Source organism: Bacillus sp. mrc49, assembly GCF_002803435.1.
Genome location: NZ_PHNG01000451.1, coordinates 1 through 25,021, shown reverse-complemented (window position 1 = coordinate 25,021; position 25,021 = coordinate 1). Strand labels below are relative to the sequence as shown.

26 protein-coding genes and 1 pseudogene are annotated in these 25,021 nt (G+C 40.4%); 3 read left to right on the top strand and 24 right to left on the bottom strand.

Annotation, left to right across the window (positions count from 1 at the left end; all coding sequences use genetic code 11):
* Positions 1-3: 3 nt before the first annotated feature.
* From CVN76_RS02860 to CVN76_RS02830, 7 genes are all read right to left on the bottom strand, one after another.
* On the bottom strand, positions 4-459 hold the full coding sequence (locus CVN76_RS02860) for a lasso peptide biosynthesis B2 protein (protein ID WP_100530193.1): 456 nt from the start codon (positions 457-459) through the stop codon (positions 4-6).
* 9 nt (positions 460-468) lie between these two features.
* The gene (locus CVN76_RS02855; RefSeq protein ID WP_100530192.1) at positions 469-786 is read right to left on the bottom strand and encodes a lasso peptide biosynthesis PqqD family chaperone; all 318 of its coding nucleotides are present in this window, start codon (positions 784-786) and stop codon (positions 469-471) included.
* Positions 786-1,721 (bottom strand): aldolase, encoded by a 936-nt coding sequence (locus tag CVN76_RS02850; protein WP_100530191.1) that lies wholly within the window; start codon positions 1,719-1,721, stop codon positions 786-788. The genes CVN76_RS02855 and CVN76_RS02850 overlap by 1 nt, the downstream gene beginning before the upstream one ends.
* An 88-nt stretch (positions 1,722-1,809) precedes the next feature.
* A complete protein-coding gene (locus CVN76_RS30815) occupies positions 1,810-1,935 on the bottom strand; it encodes a paeninodin family lasso peptide (protein ID WP_057912969.1) in 126 nt (41 codons plus the stop codon).
* Positions 1,936-1,939: 4 nt separating this feature from the next.
* Positions 1,940-3,883, bottom strand: coding sequence for an asparagine synthase-related protein (locus CVN76_RS02845; protein ID WP_100530190.1), 1,944 nt, complete (start codon positions 3,881-3,883; stop codon positions 1,940-1,942).
* 576 nt (positions 3,884-4,459) lie between these two features.
* A complete protein-coding gene (locus CVN76_RS02835) occupies positions 4,460-5,347 on the bottom strand; it encodes a hypothetical protein (RefSeq protein ID WP_100530189.1) in 888 nt (295 codons plus the stop codon).
* A 241-nt stretch (positions 5,348-5,588) separates the two neighbouring features.
* Positions 5,589-6,473, bottom strand: coding sequence for a selenium metabolism-associated LysR family transcriptional regulator (locus CVN76_RS02830; protein ID WP_100530188.1), 885 nt, complete (start codon positions 6,471-6,473; stop codon positions 5,589-5,591).
* Positions 6,474-6,604: 131 nt separating this feature from the next.
* Here CVN76_RS02830 and CVN76_RS02825 point away from each other — a divergent pair, with 131 nt between their 5' ends.
* Entirely contained in the window at positions 6,605-7,627 is a 1,023-nt protein-coding gene (locus CVN76_RS02825) for a YeiH family protein (RefSeq protein ID WP_100530187.1), read from the top strand.
* A 451-nt stretch (positions 7,628-8,078) separates the two neighbouring features.
* Here the strand turns inward: CVN76_RS02825 and CVN76_RS02820 are convergent, their stop codons facing one another.
* Positions 8,079-9,767: a CocE/NonD family hydrolase gene (locus CVN76_RS02820; RefSeq protein WP_100530186.1), complete on the bottom strand. Its 1,689-nt coding sequence runs from the start codon at positions 9,765-9,767 to the stop codon at positions 8,079-8,081.
* Positions 9,768-10,075: 308 nt separating this feature from the next.
* Here CVN76_RS02820 and CVN76_RS02815 point away from each other — a divergent pair, with 308 nt between their 5' ends.
* A complete protein-coding gene (locus CVN76_RS02815) occupies positions 10,076-10,693 on the top strand; it encodes a TetR/AcrR family transcriptional regulator (protein ID WP_100530185.1) in 618 nt (205 codons plus the stop codon).
* A gap of 355 nt (positions 10,694-11,048) precedes the next feature.
* Here the strand turns inward: CVN76_RS02815 and speD are convergent, their stop codons facing one another.
* From speD to CVN76_RS02755, 12 genes and pseudogenes are all read right to left on the bottom strand, one after another.
* Entirely contained in the window at positions 11,049-11,879 is an 831-nt protein-coding gene (gene speD, locus CVN76_RS02810; protein ID WP_100530184.1) for an adenosylmethionine decarboxylase, read from the bottom strand.
* A 186-nt stretch (positions 11,880-12,065) separates the two neighbouring features.
* Complete coding sequence (locus tag CVN76_RS02805; RefSeq protein WP_100530183.1) at positions 12,066-12,728, bottom strand: ABC transporter permease; 663 nt, start codon at positions 12,726-12,728, stop codon at positions 12,066-12,068.
* Positions 12,729-12,744: 16 nt separating this feature from the next.
* The gene (locus CVN76_RS02800) at positions 12,745-13,662 is read right to left on the bottom strand and encodes an osmoprotectant ABC transporter substrate-binding protein (RefSeq protein WP_100530182.1); all 918 of its coding nucleotides are present in this window, start codon (positions 13,660-13,662) and stop codon (positions 12,745-12,747) included.
* An 11-nt stretch (positions 13,663-13,673) separates the two neighbouring features.
* Entirely contained in the window at positions 13,674-14,327 is a 654-nt protein-coding gene (locus tag CVN76_RS02795; RefSeq protein ID WP_061142894.1) for an ABC transporter permease, read from the bottom strand.
* A 12-nt stretch (positions 14,328-14,339) separates the two neighbouring features.
* Positions 14,340-15,494, bottom strand: coding sequence for a betaine/proline/choline family ABC transporter ATP-binding protein (locus tag CVN76_RS02790; RefSeq protein WP_100530181.1), 1,155 nt, complete (start codon positions 15,492-15,494; stop codon positions 14,340-14,342).
* Between the two features lie 199 nt (positions 15,495-15,693).
* Entirely contained in the window at positions 15,694-16,857 is a 1,164-nt protein-coding gene (locus CVN76_RS02785; RefSeq protein ID WP_232732081.1) for an acyl-CoA dehydrogenase family protein, read from the bottom strand.
* Positions 16,858-17,346: 489 nt separating this feature from the next.
* Positions 17,347-17,565: pseudogene (locus CVN76_RS31635) on the bottom strand (MFS transporter); the annotation flags it as partial.
* 156 nt (positions 17,566-17,721) lie between these two features.
* Complete coding sequence (locus tag CVN76_RS02775) at positions 17,722-18,501, bottom strand: hypothetical protein (RefSeq protein WP_157805493.1); 780 nt, start codon at positions 18,499-18,501, stop codon at positions 17,722-17,724.
* Positions 18,502-19,028: 527 nt separating this feature from the next.
* Positions 19,029-19,454, bottom strand: a complete 426-nt coding sequence (locus CVN76_RS02770; RefSeq protein ID WP_100530179.1) for a VOC family protein — start codon at positions 19,452-19,454, stop codon at positions 19,029-19,031.
* Between the two features lie 541 nt (positions 19,455-19,995).
* Positions 19,996-20,673, bottom strand: coding sequence for an NAD(P)H-binding protein (locus CVN76_RS02765; protein ID WP_100530178.1), 678 nt, complete (start codon positions 20,671-20,673; stop codon positions 19,996-19,998).
* A gap of 63 nt (positions 20,674-20,736) precedes the next feature.
* A complete protein-coding gene (locus tag CVN76_RS02760; RefSeq protein ID WP_332850591.1) occupies positions 20,737-21,312 on the bottom strand; it encodes a histidine phosphatase family protein in 576 nt (191 codons plus the stop codon).
* 24 nt (positions 21,313-21,336) lie between these two features.
* On the bottom strand, positions 21,337-21,681 hold the full coding sequence (locus CVN76_RS02755; RefSeq protein ID WP_198512454.1) for a n-acetylglutamate synthase: 345 nt from the start codon (positions 21,679-21,681) through the stop codon (positions 21,337-21,339).
* 250 nt (positions 21,682-21,931) lie between these two features.
* Between CVN76_RS02755 and CVN76_RS02750 the strand changes: the two genes are divergently transcribed.
* Positions 21,932-22,453: a DUF2179 domain-containing protein gene (locus tag CVN76_RS02750; protein WP_061142906.1), complete on the top strand. Its 522-nt coding sequence runs from the start codon at positions 21,932-21,934 to the stop codon at positions 22,451-22,453.
* Between the two features lie 42 nt (positions 22,454-22,495).
* Here the strand turns inward: CVN76_RS02750 and CVN76_RS02745 are convergent, their stop codons facing one another.
* The 4 genes from CVN76_RS02745 to cls all read right to left on the bottom strand — a co-directional run.
* Positions 22,496-22,774, bottom strand: a complete 279-nt coding sequence (locus CVN76_RS02745) for an HNH endonuclease (RefSeq protein ID WP_100530177.1) — start codon at positions 22,772-22,774, stop codon at positions 22,496-22,498.
* Positions 22,775-22,789: 15 nt separating this feature from the next.
* A complete protein-coding gene (locus tag CVN76_RS02740; RefSeq protein ID WP_100530176.1) occupies positions 22,790-23,188 on the bottom strand; it encodes a cytosolic protein in 399 nt (132 codons plus the stop codon).
* Between the two features lie 63 nt (positions 23,189-23,251).
* Positions 23,252-24,007, bottom strand: coding sequence for an exodeoxyribonuclease III (locus tag CVN76_RS02735; protein WP_100530175.1), 756 nt, complete (start codon positions 24,005-24,007; stop codon positions 23,252-23,254).
* Between the two features lie 74 nt (positions 24,008-24,081).
* The coding region (cls, locus tag CVN76_RS02730; RefSeq protein WP_100530073.1) for a cardiolipin synthase at positions 24,082-25,021 on the bottom strand (940 nt) is incomplete at its 5' end.

The following is a 25,021-nucleotide window of genomic DNA, read 5'->3' as shown; positions in this document are numbered from 1 at the left end:
TTTTTAAGCTTTTTTTGTTTTCGCAAATTTACCGACAACTATGAATTTAGCCATCTCTTCTACACCCGTTACATAATACGAGCCACACCGTAACCAAGCATGAGCAGTCAAATCGCCTTGTTGATTTCTTGCAGTTCCTAAATAAAGTGTACTTTCGATGCCTCTTCTTTCAAGCATTTTCATTCCAGCTACCGCTTTAACCAAGCATTGGCTCTCCCAGAATGTATAACGGCTCATGATATGGATGGCATTCGAAATATTTTTCGCGGCTGCTATCTCATCTGCACTCATGGAGTATGCTGTTTCCTCCATGTGGTTCCCTAACAATCGGGTGCTTTTCTTAAATGGAAGCGTTTTGAAAATGCGGCCGAATGCCAAAAAGAATAAAGCCTCTGTCAGTAACCGCTTCTTACTCCACTTGATGGTTAGGAACGTATGAAATTTCTTGGAAAGATTCATTTTATACCTCTATTGATTAATGATTTCCTGCATGCCATCTAATAAGAGAATTAAATCCTCTTCATATAAATCACTAATGAAGGATAACACTTCTTCCTCGCAGTCCAGTTGTTGGACTTCATACTCTGACATCAATTTCACGATTAGATCATCAATTTTCATTGGTTCTTCAATCAGACTCCAAATTTCACCACCAAGGACGCCCAAATTATAATAATTGCCTTTATCAATGCTTAGCATCACGGTTTCCCCATCCATATTGCTAACAATATTCCCTTTTTTTTGAATGACGACCTTATTTTTAGAAACTACGGATGAATCTATCATTAATTGTTTCCTCCTTGGATAACATGAGTGATTTTGTCTACAAGATCATGGGCAGTGAAAGAAGAAGTTGGGCGGGTTATGCGGTGTATTGAAACGGATGATAAGCAATCGGCACAGTATGTAAAATGCCAAGCCGTCAGGCCCATCCTTTCCATGATGGTCCTTCTATAGGTATGCGTATGCAATACCTGCAGTCTATGCAGTTTCTTTATAGGCTGAAGTTCAATCGATTCTATATCCGCACAGGTTAGCTCGAATATTCCTCCAAGCGGTAATGGCTGGTTTTGAAAATTTTCTTGCACTGGTATCGAAAACTTTGTGATTCTATCGAATAATGGTTCGTATTCATTCTCTTTCATTTCGAATGCCTGGATGCTTTCCAACCATAATTTTTGGTGCGGGTAAGATGGTGTGATCCAAGGGCCACCTTCCTTCATTGAAAGAGCTATTACATCATCACTTAAAAGCTTATACCCTTTCTTCATGAATGAGGAAGCAAGCGTGGATTTTCCTGCACCTGACTCACCGATAAAAACATAAGCTTTCCCATCAATCGCGATTGCGCTCCCATGTAAGGCCAGTACTTTTCTTTGCATCAATACTATTCCCATGCAACTTCCTAAAATATAAAGACGCACCCTATCCTCATTTCCGTCTTCAAAGAATGATACAGTGATCGTTTTTCCTCCTTCGATCGAAAATACGGCCAGCTCAGGCACCTCGAACATGACTCGGTTTTCCTCGACGATGAAACCTTTCCGGTCCATGGGATTTGTTTCCCCCCATTCTTTTTCCAGGTTTCGGCACCTGATATGGACAACAGCTTCTGATTCCGATAGATCACCAGAGGATTTTTCCAATTCAGGGAGGAGGATATCGCTAGCTACCGTTAACCCAAATGTGCTATATGCATACGTTTCATCAGTGCTTAACATTCTGCTTCACTCCAAACATAACCTGATAGTTTCAAAGAAACCCTTACACAGGCTAACCATGTATAAGGGTATGCTTCTTTAATTAGTTTCAGCTGAATTTTACCGGATCATCCGGATCTGGCTGAATCGCATCCGGAAGTCTCCTTCCTGGACCAGCCATTGTCATGTTGACATTAAGTATTTCTAATTTTGGTTTTTCCCACTCTTTTTTCATTGTTTCACCCCCCTTCAAAGTGTTTTTTTATGAATCGGGACACGATTAAAGTACGCATCAATACTCTGAAATCATCATCAAATACTTTGTCCGGATGAGGGTTTTGTGCAATGCTCGTCAGCGCTTTTCTGACTTCCTCCATATTTAAAAATTCAGCCATCAGCTCATCTTTGCTTAGAACCTGCATTTCTTCCATAAATGAATTCCATGAAGATGCCATTCGATGAATTCCGTCAGAACCTTGTATTCCCCGCGTCTTATTATTGAGTCTGACATTGTCAGGAAGATATCCCTTTGTTGCCCTTCTTATGAGGGAGCGATCCTGACCATTCAATACGTATTGAGACTCAGGAATGGAATTGCAAAACTGGATGATACGCAGGTCGTTTGTTGGATCACGCTCTGCTATAGCATGCCGCAAAGATAGCTTCGTCGAAATATTCCCATTTATATTCCAATAGTATAATTGTTGGAATTGGGTTTCTTTCATCGTAAAAACGTTCGTCCGGATAACTCCTCTCACATCAATTTTGTGTTCTTGTAATTTTGGGAACACTTTCATCCTTTCGGCAAACTCAGGTTTTATTAACATCGGATAAGGTTCTTCAGCAGCAGACAGGAGCCGATAAAATGAGGGAAAAGCTTTTTTCCTGACTGCAGCCATGATTCTCGATTTTTTCACACCGAGATTTTCGCTGTATAATTGCAATTCTTTAAATAAATGAAACCATTTTAACTGTTTCAATAGACTAGCTTGATAGTCCAAAGCATGTCCCCATGAAATGGTCCAATTTCCACGTTGCCCATTAAGGAGCACCCTAATATTCTCTTGTGCGGCATGTTCATAAATTCCTTTAAGCCAATAGCTATTTTCGTAATATTTATAGGGCATTTCCAGGACATCGAGCCAATCATCCACCTCGGAAAACGGACTTTTCTCCTTGAAATCCAAATAGTTAGCCTTAATATTCCCTACGTATTCAACGGTAGATGAAATAAATGGCCTTTCATCAGCAACCCTGCTTCTCGGTGTCCAATCGACAAAATCCTCGACAGGTATATAGCTATATGTATGAAGTTTTTTTCTTTTCTTTTCTAACTCCTTGGCTGCAAAGCTAACGACGGAACCCGAGTCTAAACCCCCGCTTAAATGTGAGCCAATATTGTAGTTGGATCTTAGCTTGGATTTGACCACATTATCGTAAACATCCCTGAACGCTTCTTCATATTCCGCATCCGTCTTTAATTTGAGTTTTTCTTGCTTTTTTATAAACGAATACCTGGAAAACGTCACACGTCCGTCAATGATTCTCATTGAATGTGAAGGAGGGATCTGTTTAATATCCTGGTAGACGGTAGAAGAAGGATCGACCGATTCGACATTAATCGGAATCGCCAGAAATTCCGCTAACCACTCTTCATTTAATTGCTTTTCTATATATGGCAAATTAAGCAAGGGTCCAATCGTAGTACAAAACGCCAATTTATCATCGTTCATGAAATAATATAGCGTTCGGCTTCCCGAAAAATCCCGTGCTCCGAATAACTTGCGATTTTTTTGATCCCAAATCATGAAAACAAAGTCACCCACCAAGAACTTCGGCGCTTCCTCTCCCCATTTATGATAAGCAAGCAAGATTAATTGGCTATCCGTCATATTCAATCGGTCAACATTCTTAACCTGTAATCGTTCGAATAATTCTTCCCGATTATCTATGATTGCATCTGCCGTTATAGCCAGCTGTCGGTCATACTCATAAAATGGCAAGGTTTCTTGCACGGATTCAGGTGTAATCCATTGATGATGACAGCCAAAAAACATATGCTCATCATTCCAAACTTGAATACTGTCTGCAGGGAATTTCAGCAGTGATTTCATTAATATTTCTCCATGATGGAGGTTGATTGGTTCTTGGTTTAAATGGTAGAGGCCAGCGATTGCGCTCATTTTTTTCCTCCTGGTGGTGAGCATTGATCATACATAATCGATAGGATTTTTTACTTAGTAACCATATTACTGATTGAATAAGGCGATACCTTCCTAAATTTGTTCTTTATAAAGAACGTCTTATGTATAAAGTACCACCTTCGTTAATCAACTGTCAATATCCTACAAATATATTTTCCTAATATTTTAAATTCCTTATTTTATTGACATTTATTTTATTTTCAGGAATGTATTGAAAATTATATATTGAACATCTCATAGATAATAATTCGGAATAGATCTTCAATCCCCTTTATTTTTTTCTATAAATTTAGCCTGTTTTATGAAATTTTATCCATAATATGAATATACTAATCTATAAGGGGAGTGATTCAGATAGCTTTTTTAAATGCCTTCAATAATTTCAAAAAGGGGAAAAAGTCCAAGAAAATAAAGAACATGGATTTTCGCGAACAGCATGTCAGGAGATCGTCTGAGCTCATCGGAAACAATGTGATTGTCCAAAATATTATAAATAATCACCTTGCCAAAAAAAATAACCACTTGTAAGGTGGTTTTTTTATATAGGGGGGCCGCTCACTTTCGATCATTTACATCATAAATGTAATGATACTGCAAGTAATAATCGTAGATGACGTTTTGCAGGATTTTAATCAGGGATTTATCGAAGGTATCGAATTCGGTTTGATAACTGTTTAAGACAGTGACGAATTGACCATCCATGTTTTCAAAATAATGCAGGAGAAAGTTTTTGTAATATTCGCTATCACTGTTGCTTTTATTCGTTATGCAAGGATCACCAGTTTCGATCGACATATCGAGCATCGCTTTGATCGACTTGGGCAGTTTTGCTTTCTTGAACTGGTTCAGCGTATAGATATCATAGGTAAAGGAAAGTCCTAATTGATTGGAATAAAAGTCTGCCGCACTGTCTAATGTGTACTTCAATGGAGTCATGAATGCCTTGCTGCTGGCAATTTCCTCCGATATCTCCAATTGATATTCCTCTGATGTCAAATGTGCGGCAAATTTCATTTTCGAGCTGCTTACGCTAAATACCTCATAAACGGCTGCATCTTGTTTTTCGATTTCAATTTCTATATTAAAAAACTTAAAGTGCTTCAATCGATAAAAAGCGATCGGTGCCAATAGAAAAAGCAAAATCCAGACAAGATACAGAAATAACGTGTTAAAGATGATTTGGTAAAATTCAGACGTGACGATCGGTTCAATGATTAACGTTATCAATGTATGTTCAAATCCTGCAGAAGCGGGAGGGATTTGGGGATGAACCGGAATGGCCGCTTCCTCTGGCTTCTTCCATGATTGGAGTGCTAAATGGCCCATCGCTACGAGTGTATAAACAAAAATTAGGATGGTGCCAATCACATAAAACTTTGGCATGAAACCTATGATCCTGTCGAAAACAGAAATCCGTTTACCGTCCTGCTCCTCTATAGCCACTGTAATTGCTCCTTTTAAGATAATTAAGGTAAAGAAAAGCCAAATAGCGTCTGGGCAGTTGAGGGGAACTGCTTATTTAATTTATATGTTTGTCATTGTGTGAAAATTCGTAAATATTGTTCTTTCAAGCGGCATATTCCAAAATACTTTCGACGTTTTCATTGAAATCGGAAAAAATTCGCCACAAAAAAATGCCCACCCCCTTCATTCTTAAAAAGGAGCGGACATGAATTATTTTTAGTTAACCGTTTAACGAAAATTTTTCCACTTTCTTTAAAAACATTTCCAATGCTTTTGAAGCTTCGAAGTCCAGTTTTTTAACAATGGAGAAGGGTCTGATGATGGGTTCGTTTTTCAAATGAAAGGTTTTCAATTCATTGGATTTCAATTCCTTCTGAACAGTCAAGCGGGATAATAAGGCGATACCCAGCCCTGCCATGACCGCTTCTTTCACCCCTTGGATACTGGTGAAAATAAAGCTTCGTGTAACGTTTAGCTCCAGGCTGCCGAGAAGTTTGTCTGAATATGTGCGGGTGCCTGATCCTTGCTCCCTAAGCACCCAAGTTTGATCCTGCAGCATGGAACCTTCAATGATATCCATTTGTGAAAGTGGATGCACCGGAGGAACGACGATGATCATCTCATCTTTCATGAATGGGCTGACTTCTATATCTTTATGCTCCGTCTCCCCTTCAATCAAACCTATATCGAGCTGATTTGATCGTATCCCTTGAATGACTTCATTTGAATTGGAGATGATGATCTGTAAATCCACCAGCGGAAATTGGGCAGCATATTCCGCCAAGACCTTTGGAAGGTAATATTCCCCGATCGTAAAACTAGCACCGATTTTCAGCGTTCCGCTAACCACGTTATTGAAATCATTAATTTCCCTTACGGCCGTCTCATAATGATTGAGCATTTGCTTCGCATGACGATATAAAATTTTACCGGGTTCCGTTATTTGGACTTGTTTCGGAGATCGATATATCAATTTCGCTCCTAACTCATTTTCCAAATTCCTGATATGAAGACTGACACCCGGCTGGGACAGGTTCAGGATTTCCCCTGCCCTGGAAAAGTTTTTTTGCTCGATTACGGTTACAAATACTCTTAAAGGATCCATGATTACCCCCTTATTCACTTATGATTTATTTTATCATAAGTAAAGCTGATTATTGAAATAGCAAAAATATATTTCACTTATCGTTAATTTCACCTTAAAGTGGAGACATCAACATAGATGGAGTGATCACCTTGGAACAAGCAAAGGTAAGAACAAAAAAACGTGGATTTACATTAGGAATCGGCTTGACCTTGTTAATTGCTATAGCAGCAAAATACTTAGCAGAGCTTCCGTTCCTTCATATAATGGGTCAGCTAGTCATTGCGATTCTCATAGGAGTAACATGGAAATCCATTATGGGCGTTCCAGCACATGCAGTTGCCGGGACAAATTATTCAAGTAAAGTCCTATTGCGGTTGGGCATTATCTTGTTGGGGATGCGCTTGAACCTTAAGGATATTGTCATTGCCGGGCCCCGTACGTTTGCGGTCGGCGCCATTAGCCTGGTATTTGCTATATTAATAGTATATGGCTTGACCCGGCTTTTTAAAGTCGATAAAAAGCTCGGCCTTTTGACAGCGTGCGGAACCGGGATTTGTGGCGCTGCTGCCATTTTAGCCATTTCCACGCAGATTAAAGCAAAAGAAAAGGATACAGCCGTCGCTGTTGCGACAGTCGCGGTTTTAGGCACGACCTTCACCTTTGGGTACACGATCCTTTATCCGTTACTCGAATTATCCGATCCCGGATACGGTATATTTGCTGGAGCTACGCTTCATGAAATTGCTCACGTCATCGCTGCTGCAGCACCAGGAGGCAATGAGGCAGTGGACTTAGCGGTCATGGTCAAATTAACGAGAGTGGCCCTGCTCATCCCTGTTGCACTTTTGATTGGCTTCTTGATGAATTGGAAAGAGCGATCAACGGGTGAAAGCAAGTCTTCCTTTAAATCGATTCAGATACCGTGGTTCATAATTGGATTTTTATTAATGAGCGCCCTCAATACCTCAGGATTCGTTCCTGCTTCTGTAGCGGCAATGCTTGTAACGCTTTCTTATATCCTCATGGCCATGTCAATGGCTGGGTTAGGCTTGAACATCGACCTTCTGACTTTTAAAAAATATGGCGGAAAACCATTCGCGGCCGGTCTGATAGGCTCCATTTTATTATCGGTCCTCGGATTCGCATTGGTTCACGTTTTTCATTTGACTTGACAGGAACTAAATGGAGCAGCGTCAAGATATTGCGCATTTACGCATTAAACAAATATCAGCTTTAAAAAGTGGATACCTTTATTGAACAGGACCTCAATTGTTAGACACAGCTGACAATCGAGGTCCTGTTTTCCGCTGAATCTATTAGTGATTGGTGCTCATCTGAGTCTACTCTATCAGTCGGATTTTAGGCGGTGCTGCTATGAAAAACCCTATACATTCCCACCCCACAGTAGATGTACTCAGTATTCGAACGAACACAAAATATCAAACAGGAAACAGCGACGTTTTTTATATTCCAATTCATCATCTCTATTAGATAAATCCCTGTTAAACGTACCTGCCAGTTAACTTAAGTACTTTATTCACATACCTTTATGAAACAAGCCGTTTCCCTATTTGGGAACGGCTTGTACAGTGGTACTCTCCAATTTTGAGTTTTCGACTTTCACTATTGCTTAGGAATCACTGGTACCAAAAGGAATGAATCATACTTTCCACCGGCGTAAACCGTATGAGTCCCTTTGTTCACTGTATCGGTGTGCCCATACCCCCTTGAGCCTGTCGGGTTGTCATCGATAATTATATCGCTGCCTTTTATGACCAGCACCAGACTTTCCCCACTCTTGAGGAATATGCTTGAAGGCAATATTTCAATTTCTACCGGCACAATTTCGCCTTTATTAAGCTTCAATAATCGCTTGTGCCGAAGTATAGGCTGATAATGAGTGGATTTCACAGGGTCCAGCTCTCTATGGGAAACCCTCAGCCACCCGCTAGCCACCTGACCGCCTTCAAGATGGTTAAAGTCGGGCAGGAATACTTCATTACCGTGTTTGTCGAACTTCTTAATGCCGACAAAAAGATCCATATCATCCGTGTCATCGGTGGAGACCCATAGCTTGAGCTTCATATTACCGGTGAGCTCCATGTCCTCGTCAGCAGTAAATTTAAATCTTAAATCACTATTTTCTGTCTGACCAGGTTCGGCATTATAGGTAAGTCTGGTTTCGTTCTGAATGGGTGCCTGCTGCAGGGACATTTCTTCGCCATTCAGATAATGCTCAAAATATTTGGTTTGGGGTATCGGCCAATCATTCGCGGTGCGAATGTGTCCCTTATAGAATTTCTCTCTGACCTCGTAGCGTACCCGAGGCGTATCCATCCAATCATTCTCAATTCCTTTCAGGAAATAATCGAAGAACTCCTTCTGCTGTTCAAGCGATTCACGCAAATAGTAGGTTTCCCATTCCTTGCGGCCATGAACCAGCAGCCACTTGTTTTTGGATGAAGCCTGTTTAAAGCCCTCAAAGGTACCACGGTTATGCAACCCTTGGGTGGACCAGCTGGCACAAACAAACATGGGTACCTTGATATCGGACAATGTAACCTGTCTTTCCTCCCAGTGTTTATCGAGTAATGGATGTTCTTTTTGCGCCGCAACCATTTCTTCTATGTTGTTATTTGGCCACCTGGTATGTTGCAACTTCTCGAAATCAGCTGAGAAAACCGTTTCCGGTATTCCGCCGTGAAAGTACCATTCCCGGTACAGATCAGAAGTCCCTTCCCACGGGATGATCGCCTTCAGATGAGACGGATTCATAGCGGCCACCCGCCACTGGGTCATGGCCAGATATGACACACCGTTTAGTCCCACATTGCCATCGCTCCACTCCTGAACGCCGGCCCATTCGATGATTTCATAATAATCTTGAGTTTCCGTTTTCGTCCAAGGATAGAGGTCACCTTCCGAATTTGAACTGCCTCGCGTTGCGATTTTAATCAATATATAATCGTTTGGCACCCAAAAACCGGGATCAGGTGACTCAAATGGTGCAAAAAGAGATGTAACGATAGTGCCTACCGATGGCCAGACTTGACGAAAAGTATCATAGGGGGGTAAGCCATCTTTATTATATGGATCCATGCTCATTACTACCGGAAACTTTCCAGGCTTATTTGGACGGAAAACATTGACGTATATGGTGACCCCATCCCGCATTTTGATAGGAACATCCTTTTCCATTATCATCTCTTGATTTCCATAATGCGCAGTAGTTATGACTATCTTGTTCAAACCTGATTTAGTGTCATTGGGATGTGTTGGTTTTAGATCAGGGCGTCCCATGAATTTATTCATTTAACATTACTTCCTCTCATTTAGACATTGTTTGCAGGAATACATAAGTTCACTTAGCCTAAAGATAGTATTTCTAACTTTGAATGAACACTATACTTAGTTGATGCCGAATTTTGCTTAGCGAATATTTCATTAAAAGTTAGTTGTACCCCTCCTTAAGGTTAAGTTATAATAACGAACAACCTGTTGTGTATTACACTCAAATTATAAAATTGGGTTAGATTCTGTACAATCATTAAAAATCGCAAATGTGTTGGTTACGGAACACCTTTAATCATTGTGTTGGATAAAATGAAGGAGGAACTTACTTGCGTAATATTAATCCTGATTTACGTGTCATTCGGACGAAAGAGTCAATTCGCCACGCATTGGTAGAATTGATAAATGAAAAAGGCTTTGAAGCAATTAAGGTTAAAGACATAACCACTAGGGCGAAAATTAATAGGGGCACATTTTATGCACACTACCAAGATAAATTTGATTTAATGAATAAATGTGAAGAAGAAATTATGCTTGATATGTCCGCCATAACAAAAAAGAACTTCCCAAGTGTCATTGCTGCACTTGAGACTGATTCCCAGACTTTAACGCCATTTTCCTTAACCGTTTCATTATTTGAGTATTTACATATAAATAGTGACTTTATGAAAGCAGTGTTAGGACCAAAAGGAGATTTATCCTTTCAAACAAGACTGAAAGAATTTATGTGGGAAACCCTTTATGGAAATAATCCAAGTGCATTTATAAAGGAGGAAAATTTTCTCGTTCCAGGACAATATTTAGCTTCTTATATGGGAACTGCAATAATAGGGGTCATTCAACAATGGTTGGAAAGTGGCGGAGAAGAAACCCCACAAGAAATGGCTCGTATCCTAACGACCATTACGGTAAATGGTCCTTACTATGCAGCTGGATTAAAAAAATAGCACGTACGTCAGTAAATTGACTATAGTTAGCTATTTTCTTGCGTTTTCTTCGCCAATCGGGTGCAATTAATACATTGAGCAGCTGTTTTTTTACGAACTGAACAGAATAGGTATATAGATGATTGGATGTATATAACTAAGAAACCCAGCTGCTCTTCTGATATGAAGGTAGCTGGGTTGTTAATATTGGATGTGAAAATGTAAGTACCAGCCAAGATGATAACAAGTTTCCCAGCATAGTTTTCAAGAGGGGGGCAACGCATTGACAAGACTGGACTGTACATAAGCAACTATCTCGCATCCAACTTGTTCACCGTTTTGGAGGGTTTGGACTTCTCTCGTTTTATTCCACTATTTAGAGGCGATTTTTCTCTTTTGGATGAGGAACGTTAGCTCCATAAAAAATTTCGTCCATTTCGGTTTGGAGCCTTTCTATTATTTCCTGCCGTTCCTCGGCATTTAGCTTTTCCTCCGTATACCCGAATAAATAATTATTGATATCGAACCTTTTCAGCTTACATTTTGTATGGAAGATATTTTCCTGGTATACATTCACATCAATCATGTCATATAGTCCCTTCACTTCTTCAGGAATATAGTTTTGAATCGAATTGATATCATGATCAATGAACAATTTCTGGCCGTCCTTATCGCGCGTGAACCCTCTTACACGATAATCGATTGTGATGATGTCGGTATCGAAGGAATGGATCAGGTAGTTAAGTGCTTTAAGAGGAGATATCTCCCCACAGGTGGAAACATCGATATCAGCTCTGAAGGTGCTAATGCCTTCATTGGGATGAAACTCAGGGTATGTATGAACGGTAATGTGGCTTTTGTCCAGCTGCATAACCACATTATCCGGTAATGGACCTGGTGATTCCTCGTAAGTACCAGTCGGCACCTCGACGACAGGACCCTCTGAAACAAGGATCGTTACACTTGCGCCTTGGGGAACATAATCCTGCTTCGCCGTATTCAACACATGTGCCCCAATTAAATCCGCCACGTTATGCAATATTTTTGAAAGCCTCTCTGCATTGTACTGCTCGTCGATATAGTCCAGGTAAGCCTCTCTCTCTTCCCGGGTTTTTGTATAGCAGATGTCATACATATTAAAGCTTAACGACTTCGTCAGATTATTAAAGCCATGTAGTTCGATTCGTTGTTCTGGTGTCAGTTTCATGATCGATTCCCCTTATATATTTTTTCACTCCCCTTATAGTTACCCTTTTTCGCAAATAAAAAACTAATTATGCATCGCTTGAGATCCATTTCGGAATTGATGACATTGATGCCACCTTTGCATGCCAACTGAAAGGGACCGTTGCATGAGCTGCATCGGTCCCTTTCAGTGCTTTGTTGTTATACATCAAGCTGTATGCGTTTTTTTCTTTTTAATGGGGGAAAGTGCTCGCTCGATCCACCCAAGCAATAAATCTGAAAGGATGGCCATCAATGCCGTCGGAATGGCACCAGCGAGAATGATTGCCGTTCCATTGGAAGCGTTCGTTCCCCTGACGATGATATCGCCCAGGCCGCCTGCGCCAACGAATGTACCGACCGCAGTGACTCCAATTGCCACGACAAGTGCTGTACGTAGACCGGCCATTATGACTGATAGGGATAATGGCAGTTCAACCATTCGAAGAAGCTGGAATTTGGTCATGCCCATTGCCTTGCCGGAATCTAAATAAGCTTGTTCTATGCTTGTAATTCCAACATAAGTATTCCTCAGGATCGGCAATAGGGAATATAAAAATAATGACAAAATTACGGTATTCGTCCCTAATCCCATCACTAGCATGAGGAGAGCAAGCATTGCCAGTGCTGGTGTAGTTTGTATCACATTCGTTATCGAAAATACCCATGTACTCAATTTCTTATGCTTAGCGATGAAAATGCCTGCCGGGATGGCTATGATGGCTGCAAATAATACACCGTAAGCGGACATTAAAAAATGACGATAAAACTCAGTAAGCACATACATCCAGTTTTGGGAATAATACGTTCCCAGCTGTTGTAAGGTTTCCATTCATTAGCACCTCCCGTTATTCAAAATAGTGATGAGCTTTAAGGAATTCCGCTGCCACGACGGATGGTTCTTTTAAGTTCCCATCCACTTCATAGTTCAGCTCCTGCATCGTTTCCGTATTAATTTCACCTATTAACTTATTAAGCTCGTCTTCGATCTGCGGGTAACGCTTCAATAATTCTTCAGTGACCACAGGTGAACAGTCATAAGGGGGGAAATAGTGTTTGTCATCTTCTAAAAGCTTCAAATCATTGACCTTGATACGGCCATCCGAAGAGTATGCAAGGACTATGTCCATCTGTCCACTTTTGACGGCATCGTACACCAAACCAATCTGCATCGGGTATGTTTCGCCAAATTCCAAGCCATATGTATCGACGAATCCTTTATATCCGTCCCCTTTTCTTTTCAGCCAAGCACTATCGACACCCAATCTAAGCTCACCAGCATCGTTCATTAAATCAGATATTTTCTCATAGCCTTTTTTCTCGGCAAGTTCATTTGAAATTGTAAAGGCATATGTGTTATCGAATCCATACGAATCGAAAAATTTAAATCCATATTGTTTCTTGAATTCCCTTTGGACGATTTTCATTGCTTTTTCTGGATCTTTTTCGATTTCCTGTCCCAGAACACTTGTTAAATCCGTACCTGTATAGCGAGTTGCGGCAATGTCGATATCTCCTGTTTCCATCGCTTTTTGCTGAACGAAGTTAGAACCTAAATTTTTGATGATTTTCGTATCGAGGTCCGTATTTCGCTCAAGGAGTTGAGCGATCATGTTTGCCAGGATCTCGGATTCCGTCATACTTTGAGCACCGATCTTCACCGTAGATTCTGAAGACGAACCCAATCCAGGCAAAGAACAGCCACTGATGATCAAAGTACTAGCCAACAGGGCGATTATCATTGAAGTTTTTATTTTGTTATGCATGGTATTCCTCCTCAAGCAGCTTCCTTCATTCCCTTTAACCCTTTAGGAACGACTTTTCGTTCTATGATCGAGAAAACATAATCGACCACGATGGCCATGATAATGACTGGCACTGCACCAGCGATGATATATTCTGTTTGGTATAAATTCAAACCGATGAAAATGTAATCCCCGAGTCCTCCCCCTCCGATGAAGGAAGCCAAGGTGGCCCAACCTATTAAATAGACGGAAGCGGTGCGAATCCCTGCCATGATGACGGATAAGGCAAGCGGAAATTCAACAAGGCGAATCCGCTCCCAGCTGGTCATCCCGATGCCCCGCCCGGATTCCAGCAAATTTTCATTTACTCCTTTGATGCCTGTATATGTATTCCTGAGTATGGGTAAAACAGAATAGAAAAATAAGGCAATAATTGCGGGTGTCTTCCCTACCCCCAGGAAAGGAATGAAAAAGGCAAGTACTGCAAGACTCGGCAGCGTCTGCATAATATTAGCAATCCCGATTATGAAGGAAGCGCTCCTTTTCATGCGAGTCAGCAGAATGCCAAGGGGGACGGCAATAATTATTCCAAGAAACACGGCGATCAAGGATATGTATAAATGCTCCCATGCCTTAAAAATCAATTCTTGCCAGTTCGTTTGTAAAAAATCAAGCAAAGTTTCCATCTTATACACCTCCTAGAACATTTCAACCATTTCAGCTATTTGACTTTCTTCCTCTCCCCAGATGCTGTCATATACAATGTCGACTAGTGTTGCCCTGGTGACAATTCCTACCAAGTGTTTATTGTGATCAACTACCGGCACATATTTGAATCCCCGTTTCAGGATCTTTTGAACGGAATCACGGATTAAAGAATCTTGTTTCACTGAATATACTTCTGTATTAATCACTTCACTGATGAATGTAGCTTTTTTACGGTATTCACTGATCGTTTCTACATCCACGTAGCCCTTCAAAGCATTTTGCTCATCGACCACAAGTAAGGAATCCACCCTTTTCTCGCGCATGATCTTGATGGCATCGGTAAGAGACTTTTCCTCTGTAATCGATATCGGATTACGACTCATGATTTGTTCCACCAACTCAACATAAGGTCTTGTTTGAAGCAATCGATCTTTTCCTATGAACTCTTCGACGAATTCATTCACTGGGTTTCTGAGTATTTCATCCGGTGTCCCCACTTGAACGATTTCCCCACCCTTCAAAATGACAATCCGGTCGGCTAGCTTAATTGCTTCATCCATGTCGTGAGTCACGAAAACGATGGTTTTGTTCAGTGTACGCTGGAGATTTTTAAATTCTTCCTGTAGGGCATCGCGGGTTATCGGATCGAGTGCACCGAATGGTTCATCCATTAAAATCAGGGGCGGATTGGAAGCAAGTGCTCTCAGCACGCCAATTCTTTGCTGCTGCCCGCCGCTCAGTTCGTGTGGATACCTTTCTAAATATTCAGGACCCATATCGACAAGCTGAAGCAATTCAAGTGCACGTTCTTTTTTTCGCTGTTCCTCCCATTTAAGAAGTTTTGGAACGAGCGTGATATTTTCCAGAATCGTCATATGTGGGAAAAGTCCGATTTGCTGAATAACGTACCCAATTTCCCTTCTTAATTGAACCGGGTCTTTATCCATTATATTTTCACCATTAATTAGGATCTGACCTTCTGACGGTTCAATTAGACGGTTAATCATTTTCATGGTCGTCGTTTTACCACAGCCACTTGGACCAATGAAGCAAATGAACTCTCCTTTTTTTATGTCCAGTGATATATTTTTTACAGCCTTCTTGCCTCCCTTATAGATTTTTGATACATTTTCAATTTTTAACATAACAAGCACCTCCATCATTCGTAAATGATTACAAATTTTACAAAAATATTACCTTTTATATGCACAGTCTGTTATACCCAGACAGTAAATCTCTTAAACATTTAAAGTGTAAATTCCTAGTTCTTTGTATTTATATAGAAAAAAAAGGGAATAAAAAAACTGCCCTTTTAAAAAGGCAGTTAGTAGATTCAAATTAACATCATGCATCCAATCCGGTTGGATTGGCAAAGAGATTTTTTATGATGTCAGTTGGCCCTGTACGGGTGGAAAACACGGAAATGTCCCGATGACGCCTGATAATCTTATCGTCACTCCTATGACCGTACCCATCATGTACCTGCATGCATCTGTCAGATATTCGTTTGGACATTTTTGTGATCCAATATTCAGCCATCGAGACCTGAGTGATGATACTCTCCCCATTCATATGTTTACAGATCAAATCATCGACAAACGTACTGCCCACTTGAATATCTGTCGCTATATCAACAAACGTATACCTCGTTTTTGGACATTGGCTAATGTTCTTATTAAAGGTTTTGCCTTCTTTTACATATCCTTTCGTCAAATGGAACATTTCTTTTGCTGCCATTAAAGATATAATCGCACGCATAAGGCTTTCCCGCTGTAGATTTTGATTGAAATAGGATAGCCCTTTCCCTTCCTCCCCAATGAGGCTCCCGAGTGGGACTGCAGCGTCATCAAAAAAAAGGTCAGCTGTTTCCAGACCATTCTTGCCATCCTTTACGCTCTTCCTGCCCATTGTCAATCCAGGAGTATCTTTGTCCACCAGCAGCAAGCTGATACCGTCAGGACCGACTCCAAAATCGTTTTTACAGGCTACAATCAATAAGTCGGCCCTATAACCGTTCGTAATGAATGTTTTTGCTCCCGTGATTCGATAATACCCATCTTTTTTGACGGCAGTGGTTTGATGAGGAGAGGCATCCTGCTCCGAAAGCGCATAAGCAGAAATCAGTTCACCAGAGCTGAGTCCAGGTAAAAACCTATGTTTTTGATCAATTGTTCCGAATGAAGCAATATAGCGGCCCACAACATCTGAATCAATGAATATTCCTGCTAAGCCAGATCCGATTCTTTCCAATTCCTCTGCCACTACAACTGAATAGGCAAAGTCTGCACCGGATCCACCGAATTCGACATCAAGCCATGGACTTAAAAATCCATTATCCCCCATTCTCTTTCGAAATGAGCGTGGTATTTCCCCCACTTTTTCCCAGTGATCATAATGGGGAACAGCCTCATTATCAAGAAATTCACGAAATGACTGTCGAAATAATAAGTGCTCTTTCGTGAAGAAGGAACGTGACTCATCCTTATTGACCGCCATCGTGTTAACCATAAGTTAACCTCCATTCGCAAAAGATTTGGTTTGATGCATCAATGCAAAATAATATGATAGTCCACAGGCCTGCTCAAGGACAAAGATGACAAACACATGTAAACGCTTACGAAAAAGTTAAATCTTCAAACTGCAAAACGGCCCACAATATTCAAGTTCAACAAAAATATCGAATTCCCTTTTTTAAAACGATTATTTACCATTTGAAAACCATTTGAAAACCATTTGTGTATAGGATAATTCCAAGGAAGGAACTTAAGTCTTACTTACTTGTTTTTAGTTTGTTTTTATACATATATTCTGACGAGGTTATTTTTAAAATATTCACAAGGTAAATAAACCTTCCCTTTTCGGTAATTTAACTGTCTGATGGTCTAATCGGCTAATATATCCGCCTTTTACTGCTTTAATTTATTGCCGCAATAACTCACGTACTATTAAACCTTGGAGTCCATTCACTTTATCCAAAGTCCATTTGGTTGTTAATGTTCAACACTTCCAAATTAAAGGTTTTACATACCATATTACCGCCAATGATGCGAAAATTGCTAAACTGCCCGCTAACAGAAATGCTGCTGTATAGGTTCCGGATACTTGGACAAGGTACCCTGTTACCGTTGGACCAAGTATTCCAGCCGTATTGGCTAAGAAGCGCATGAAACCTCCGACTGAACCAACATTTTGTGGATCTACAACGTCCTGAACGATCACCCCTTTAAATGGATCCGGTTATTTACGTAAGATATTAGGAGTTCTTTAAAGTAAATTATCAGCGTAACTAGATCGACTATAGTGATACAATAAGATTTTCTATAGATGGCAAAACAAAAAGGCCGCTTCAACGACCTCAATTTTTCAGCAACATCATATCCCGTTGTTGCCTTTTCTAAAGTTATCATAATCTGTCTTAATGTAATGAAATACCTTAGCATTGCCGTTATGATCAGGATGCGTTATTTTTAATAGTCCTTTATATCCTGCTAATACTTCTTTAACGGTAGCTTTTTTTGAAAGCCCTAATTTTTTGCTATAATCATCTGATCGGGCAGTGGGGGCGGAATTGAAATGGCCCGTTTGATTTTGCTTCCGTTTCGTCAATTCATTACGTAATTCAATATTTTCCGTTAACAGATCGCCCGCTTCATTTTGCAATTGGCTTTTCTCATTCCTAAGCATGACTACTTCCTTTTTATACATTTCTCTTTGCTGAATTAATGTTTTTTTGGCAGTCTCATGGAGTGCTTCCATTCCTTCTATATGCGTATCTTGAGCTTGTATTTTTAACCTTAATCGATGTATGATTTCATCCTTGTTTTGTGCCGATACATCATTTATAGACAGATTTTTGGTCGCATCATCGTTGATATATCCAGAATCCCGCTTGCTTTTACCCCCGTATATAATCCTGCCTTCATTAAGCCAACGCCTGACAACCTGTAAACGAACATTTTCTGAAATGCCTGCATCCTTTAACAAGTCAAATGCCAGCTCTGTGTCATCCATCGTAGATCCTGTTTTTCTACTCCCGTTCCCTCCCTCGTATTTAATCCTGCCCTCACGCAGCCAACGCCTGACAGTTTGTATACTACTACTTTCTGTTACACCTGCATCCTTTAACAGGTCGAAAGCTTGATCTGTGTTCACATTTTTCACCTTTCCCTCTACTCACCATGAAATGCGGAATGATGCTGGACTAACTACGAAAGAATGGGCCTTCTACCTTAGGATGGGGCACATTGTTCGAAAATCGATATATGTTATGTACTCAACAATTCCGCCATCAGCCTGCATTTCATGTATAGCCAGTGCTGCTGTTCCACTATAGCTGTACTGAGTTCCTTTGGCACTATCAACTTGTAATCCAATAAATAATAGCACAGCTCCTTTTCAAACAAAAAACAAACAGATAAAGATTGGATGACAGATATCACAGCAGGATAACGAAAGAATTCCATTGGTATTAAGCCCAAATCATGTACAAGAAAAATACGGATAAGAACACTGAGCCCATTTAAATATCCCAATCCCTAAATGAGGCAAATGAGGGATTGGGACTTAATCTTTCAACCATGCCGATTAAGGGATTACTATGGCAATATTTTCACTATCCCTTACCTTATTGACACTAAAGCGATTAACACGGTTTCATTTTATTGGGCATTTTTAAAAAGTTATTTTTGCCCCTCTGTATAAATCTGGAAGGTTATACCGAATTTGTCTGTAACAATTCCATAAGCAGGGCTAAAAAAGGCTTCCTGCAATGGCATTTTCACTTGTCCATTTTGCGATAGGGCTTCAAAAATCTTGGTTGATTTCTCGATATCGTCAGTTGAGATGCAAATCGTAACTTGATCACCTGTCTGACTCGTTTGCCCTGGAAATGAATCTGAAAACATTAGATCCGTTTCCCCAACCTTCACCATGGCATGTGACACAAGTTCCTTCGCTTCCTCTGGCAAAGGAAATTCCGGGTTTTCTGGCATTTCGCCAAAAGTTTGTGTAAAAAGGACTTGCGCATCCAATGCTTTTTCGTAAAATCCAATCGCTTCTTTCGCATTACCATTCATCATTAAATAGGGAGACAACCTCATGCTCATAATAAATAACCCCTTTGATTCTAATTTTTTTGGTAAAACCCCGAGTAACTGTCATGGCTCATTTATCAATTGAATGATCATCTAACATTATTACCCACCCATGTTTCCATTTTACAACAAGGAACATACGTTCGTCAACGCGGATTTATGAAAGAGAACCGGCTAAGTCTTCCCATCACAATGGGATTACTCTAAATCGCATCAGATAGATTTTTGGATTTTTATAAGGCTTTGAGTCTTCTCGGCGTGAATGCCTGAAGGGAATTACCTGTACCGCTGCTCCCGCAGGTGTGCTCCAACCAACCTTAAATCGTTTCGTTTTAAAAACAACAATCTTTTCGAAAAGAGCCCGCCCTCCGTAAAAATCAGCATTGTAAAAGGATTAGCGACAAAGTATGGGAAAAAGCCTTCTTTAATTTTTCCTTCCACTTCGGCTACCTATTTAACGAAGAATACATACCAGCTTTACCCAAAGGGGATTTCAAAAGGGTCTGGAATTTAAAAATTCCGGACCCCTTTGTCTACAAACTCATGAGTTTGTTTACTGATCATTTGAAATTGCCAGCTTCTCGATTTCATCTGAAGGATGAATGTGAATGCCTTGGGAAGATGTTTGGGCTGCGGCATACATGGCTGCGGCTACCTTTTTTGCTTGTATGGCACGATAGGGACGCAGAGGTCCAATGAAGATGAATTGTGCGATGGAGCTCAACATGCCAGAGATTTTCTCACCTGCCCGGAATTCCTCTCTTTCGCCAAGAAGTAATGAAGGGCGAAATATATGGACCGAGTTCATGGCTAACTGTTGAAGTCCGCTTTCTACATCACCTTTCACACGACTGTAAAAAAAGGCCGATTTATAATTGGCTCCCATAGCCGTTATGACGAGTAATTTTTCAACATGGCAGCTTTTCGCGATTTTCGCCGCTTCCATAACATAGGTATAATCCACTTTACGAAAAGCCTCTTTTGATTTAGCCTTCTTTATCGTTGTACCCAAACAAATAAAAACATCCGTGACGTTAAATAAATGGGCAAACGTTGATAAACGGTCGAAATCTACAATATGTACGGTGCAATTCGGTTCATGCATATCCACATGCCTTCTTGTCAGCAAATGGATTTCATTATAAACATGGCTATCGCTTAGTTGTTTAACAAGCTGGGTACCGACCACTCCCGTTGCCCCTAAAACCATTGCCGTCTTCTTTTTAATCATGATTTCCTCTTTCCTTCATGAGCTATTGTGAACCTTCCATCGATTCATTTACCTTTTAGATCATTATGACAAATGTTTTATTTGATTGAAATCTTTAATGATCCAAGAATCGACCTCGAATCTTATCGTGCTCAAGCATGCATTGGACAAACGCATATCATTGGATACAATTGATTCGTTGGACATCAAACGTAAGATGAGATGAATAACGGCTCCATGTGCAACAAGTATCACTTTCTTTTCTGGATATTCCTCCTGGATTTCTTGAAGTCCCTTCATCAGGCGGTTAGTGAGGGCCTTCTCGCTTTCCTGGCCCGGATATGCTTTATTTTTATATGTTGCCTCCCTTTTTGCTGCTGTCAATCCTTCTGCGGCTCCAAAATTCTTTTCAATGAATTCGATTTTCTCAATTACCGGAACATCCATATAATGAGCAATGATATCAGCCGTTTCCCTTGCCCTTATAAGCGGACTTGTAATGATTACATCCCAATCTTCTTTCATCAGAAATTCACCGCATTGACGTGCCTGTATCTTTCCGAGTTCATTTAACGGAATATCTGTCTGCCCCTGCAGCTTTCCCTGTGCATTCCAATCCGTCTGTCCATGCCTTACTAAACAAATCGTCGTAATTGTCATCACGCCTTTCTATAATGGATTAAGTTATCTTTCCTGCTCTTCAATGATCGAATGTCCTTCGGTCTGCTCGTTATCTGACCATTTCCATTTTTCATGCAATCGTATTCTTCCGTCAGTCAATATCTCTGGTGTGGAAAAACAGCTGCCTCCTCTAATTTCCCCTTTTTCATTGACATGATTATAGCGGAATTGAAGAGTTCCATCAGGATTGACGAGTCCTATCAAGCTCCCTTTCACAATTTCACCGCCTTGATAGATCGCTGAAAGAATGGAGCCTTCCTGTGAATAATGAAAGGACGTACTGCCCGAAACTTCCCCGTTTTCTGAATTGACCTTTGCCTTAAAAATCCGCCCGTCATAATTAATCATGATCAATCCCCCAATGAATGATTAAGGATAATGATACCAAATTTCCAATAAAAAGAGTATGTTGAGAACCTCTAAAAAGATAAAATATGATTAAATTCCTTCACGAAAAACAGACACAAAAAATACATAATATTCCCATTGAATTCCGCTTATGAATTGTGGTTAGATTATGGAAGATGTTACATATGGGATGTTCATCCCCTATGCTCAGACATCGGAATATAACTAGAAGATATGGTGAGGTGCTCTTTTGAAAGAAATACTTCTGATTTTACTATTGCAACTTATTTATGTACCGATTTACACGTTGCGAACCATTTTCTTAGTGAAAAATATCACCGTACTTGCCTCGATACTGGGCATTGCAGAAATGCTAGTGTATGTTTTTGGACTATCGCTTGTATTTGGCGGCGACCAGAGCATCCTGGCCATGGTTGTATATGCTGTCGGTTTTGGAATCGGAATTATTTTTGGAACGAAAATTGAGCAGAAACTCGCCATCGGCTACATAAATGTAACCGTCAATACTCAATCCAAAAATGCACAGTTAGTTGATACACTTAGGAACAATGGATTTGGTGTTACTCTCTATACAGGTGAGGGCAGGGATAGCAACCGTTATCGAATGGAAATCTTGACGAAACGAAACCGTGAGCAAGAATTGATCGCAACCGTAGAAAAATTCGAACCGAAGGCTTTCATCATTTCGTATGAGCCGCGTTACTTCAAAGGCGGATTTTTACTGGATCGGTTGAAAAATAAGGCAAGCTAAAAGCAAAAGGGGAAAGCCAACATGAAAGATGGCTTTCCCCTTTTATTTGGTTTTTGATTTCCTTATTTTCACTGCTTTCGTTGACGGCTGTTTTTTAATCCACTTTATATATTTTTTCAATGAATCATCATCTTTTAGCAATGCGATCGTATAGAGGCGGATGGCCAGCTCCTTGTTTGAATATAACGCGTGGATCTGTTTATGGCATGATTTACAAAGAGCGGCAGTCGGTAAATGACTGCCTCCTTCTTCTCTCGGTATTAAATGATGGACGGTCAATTCAATTCCGTCCCTTTGACAAAGCTCACATGTTCCTATCATTTCCCGATACGTCCGTTAAGGTTTTACGGATTTCCCTTCTTCAACGATATGGAACATCAAATGGGCAAGATGATGAATGGGACCATATTCTTCTTCATCGTCTTCTTCCAATTCTTCACTGTCATTCATGCCCTGTAAATAAAGTGCCATGAATTCATAAAAATCAGGTTTGGCAAAGGAATAACAATCACTTGGGTCCTGATTATCTTCTTCATACTGTAAAACCAAATGCGATAAATCCCCTTCATCATCTTCAGCATCAAAAAAGACGAAATAGCCGATATTAGTGTCCAAATCAAATAACCTGCGAAATCCACGGGACGTCGTTTTTTCAAACTCAGCGGCTGTCAGTTTTTGCACCTGCATGCTGTCTACATTATCTTCCTGATGGAAACCAACGATGAATGTTTTCATCTAATTACCTCCTATTGAATTATGATAATCAATAGTATCCCCATATAACTGGATTTATCCTGATTAAAGATTTGCTTCCAAGATGACCGGGCAATGATCGCTACCCATGATATCACAGTGGATGTTTGCATCCATGAGAGAATTGGACAATCGTTTTGAAACAATGAAATAATCGATTCTCCAACCGATATTCCGCTCTCTTACTTTGCTCATATACGACCACCAAGTATAGGCACCTTCCTGTAACGGATAAAAGTGGCGGAATGTATCAATGAAACCTGAATCAAGCAATTCAGTCATCTTACCACGTTCTTCAAGCGTAAAACCTGAATTTCCGATGTTAGGTTTGGGGTTTTTCAAATCGATTTCCTGATGTGCGACATTAAGATCGCCGCAGAAGATGACCGGTTTAACCATGTCAAGTTCCTTAAGGTACTCGATCATCGCTTCTTCCCATTCGAGACGATAATCGAGCCTCGTCAAATCCCTTTTGGCATTTGGTGCATAGACATTCACCATATAAAATTTCTCGTATTCGAGGGTGATGATCCTTCCTTCTGGTTCCTCGGTCAAGTCGCCTACACCATATTTCACTGAGAGCGGCTTTTCCTTTGTAAAAATGGCAGTCCCAGAATACCCTTTTTTCAGCGCATAATTCCAATATTGATGGTACCCATCAAGTTCAAGGGAAATTTGTCCTTCTTGAAGCTTCGTTTCTTGAAGACAGAATATATCCGCATCAACTTCTTTAAAATAATCTAAAAACCCTTTCTTCACACAAGCCCTAATTCCATTTACGTTCCAGGAAACCAATTTCATATTCTCTTAAACTCTCCTTATACCCGTTAATTTCTTTTCCTTTCCACTATACTATTGATTCGGTTGTTTTCCCATTAGAGTACATTGGAAAACAACCTGGCAAATGATTCTTTTGAACGTTCGAGCATACTGCGATTATTATAAGTAATGGGGTCAAGTTTTTCACTGTCCAGCATATCTTCCTTATAGTGAGTGATAAGATCACCGATGGAACGGCTGCCCATAAGGAAGACATTGACTTCGAAATTCAGATGAAAACTCCTCATATCCATGTTTGCCGTACCAATGGAGGCAATATCGCCATCCACGATGATGAGTTTCTGATGTAAGAAACCTTTTTTATAGGAATAAACTTCAACGCCATATTGAAGCAGCTCCCCGAAATAAGAGCGGCTTCCGTATTGAGTCAAGAAACCATCATTTACCGCAGGAACCATCAGCCTAACTTGAATTCCTTTTACGGCTGCATGTTTAATCGCCGCTTTGATCGCTTGATTAGGGACGAAGTATGGACTGGCGATCCAAATTGATTCAGTAGCGCTATTGATAAGCGCATAGTAAAAATCACTCATGATTCCCTGCTGTGTATCCGGCCCGCTTGCCACCACCTGGACAGCTCCGTCCCCTTTTCCGCCTTCGCTTTTCAGTTCCGGACGCTCCTGCAATACATCTTCGCCACTGACATATTCCCAATCCAAAAGGAAAACGGTATGAAGCATATATACCGCTTCCCCTTTAAGGACCATATGTGTATCCCTCCAGAATCCAATCTCTTTATTTCTTCCTAAATACTCCTCACCGACATTCAAGCCGCCGACAAAGCCAATCTCCCCGTCGATAATGATGATCTTCCGGTGATTCCTGAAATTGAATTTCTGATTGAAAAAACCATTTTTCAAAGGAGAAAACGGGAAGGCTTTTATACCGGCATTTTTCATTCTTTTAATTTCGTTATTCGACAGTTTCAAACTGCCGGCTGCATCAAAAATGAATAAAACTTCCACTCCAGCTTGT